Below are 1,481 nucleotides of genomic sequence, written 5' to 3' on the forward strand. Positions count from 1 at the left end.
GGGGAGTCGGGGCCGTGGGGAGGGTTCGTCATGGCTCCAGCATTCCCGGGCGGAGGGCGCCGCACCATCGGGGAGCACCCCGAGAACCCCCTGGGATGTCGGGGCAGAACCCTGGGATCGGCCCCGGGGCGGTGCCGGGAGGGACCCGCGCCTGCTTGGATGAGGGCGTGAGGACGACCAGGATCATCCGGCCCCGGCAGCATGCCGTGGCAGGAGTGTGCGCGGGTCTCGCCGAGCACACGGGCCTGCCCCTGGCCGCTGTCCGCGCCGGAGCCTGCGTGCTCACCGCGACGGGCGGCGCCGGGGCCCTGCTGTACGTGTGGCTGTGGGCGACGACGCCCCTCGCCGGGGCGGACGCCCCGGCGCTGCGCGCTCCTCTCACCCGGGCGTCGTCACCCGCGATGAGTGCGGGCTCGGCGGGCGCCGAGGACGAACAGGCGCGCGATCAGGCCCGGGACGGCTCGTCGAGCCGGTCCGCGCTGGGGCGGGCACCCGTCACCGAGATCCTCCTCGGACTCGCCCTGCTGCTCGCGGGCGGCGCCATGGTCGCATCGCGCATGGGAGCGCAGATCCCACTGGCGTTCTTCGTGCCCGCCGTGTTCGTGCTCATCGGCGCCGGACTCGCCTGGCGGCAGCTCCACGAGCTCCGGATCGGACGCGCGAGCGGCCCGTCGGCGCAGATCGCACGGGTCGCCGGGGCGCTCGCCCTCGTGGTGCTCGGGATCCTGCTGTTCTTCGTCTCCGACGCCGAGCCGAACGTGTGGACCGTGTTCGTGGCGGCGGCCTCCGTGCTGCTGGGCGTCGGCGTGGTCCTCGCGCCCTGGGCCGTGCGCCTGGTGCGCGACCTCGCCGAGGAGCGCGCCGCCCGCGCCCGCGAGGTGGAGCGGGCGGAGTTCGCCGCCCATCTCCATGACTCGGTGCTGCAGACGCTGGCCCTGATCCAGCAGAAGGCGGAGCCCGGATCCGAGGCCTCGCGGCTGGCGCGCGGACAGGAGCGCGAACTGCGCAGCTGGCTGTTCGCCGAGACCACCGGCAGCGGGGTCGACGGGCCGCTCGACCTCGCCTCCGAGCTCCGGCGCGCGGCCATGCAGTGCGAGCAGGAGCACGCGGTGAGGATCGACGTGGTCTCCACCGGCCGCGCCGTGCCGGAGGCGCCGGAAGGACTGCTCGCCGCGGCCCGGGAGGCGATGCTGAACGCCGCCCGGCACGCCGGGGGCACGATCAGCGTGTTCTCCGAGGCGTCGGCCGGGATGCTCGAGGTGACCGTCTCCGATCGCGGCCCCGGCTTCGATCTCGCATCCATCGACCCGGAGCGGCTGGGGGTGCGGGAGTCGATCATCGGCCGCATGCGGCGCTTGGGAGGCAGCGCGCGGATCCAGCCCGGGCCCGGCGGCACCGGGACGCGCGTCGTGCTGCGCCTCCCACGGGCCCGGGACGCGGGCGAGAACGAGCGAGCCCCCGCCCCCTCCGCAGAGTCGACC

1 protein-coding gene is annotated in these 1,481 nt (G+C 75.6%); it reads left to right on the forward strand.

Annotated features, from left to right (window positions below; translation table 11 throughout):
- Positions 1-167: 167 nt before the first annotated feature.
- Positions 168-1,481, forward strand: a 1,314-nt coding sequence (locus MHY49_RS18890; protein WP_239206787.1) for an ATP-binding protein, incomplete at its 3' end; no start/stop codon positions are given.

It is taken from the genome of Brachybacterium sp. ACRRE (assembly GCF_022346485.1).
GTDB classification, from domain to species: domain Bacteria; phylum Actinomycetota; class Actinomycetes; order Actinomycetales; family Dermabacteraceae; genus Brachybacterium; species Brachybacterium halotolerans.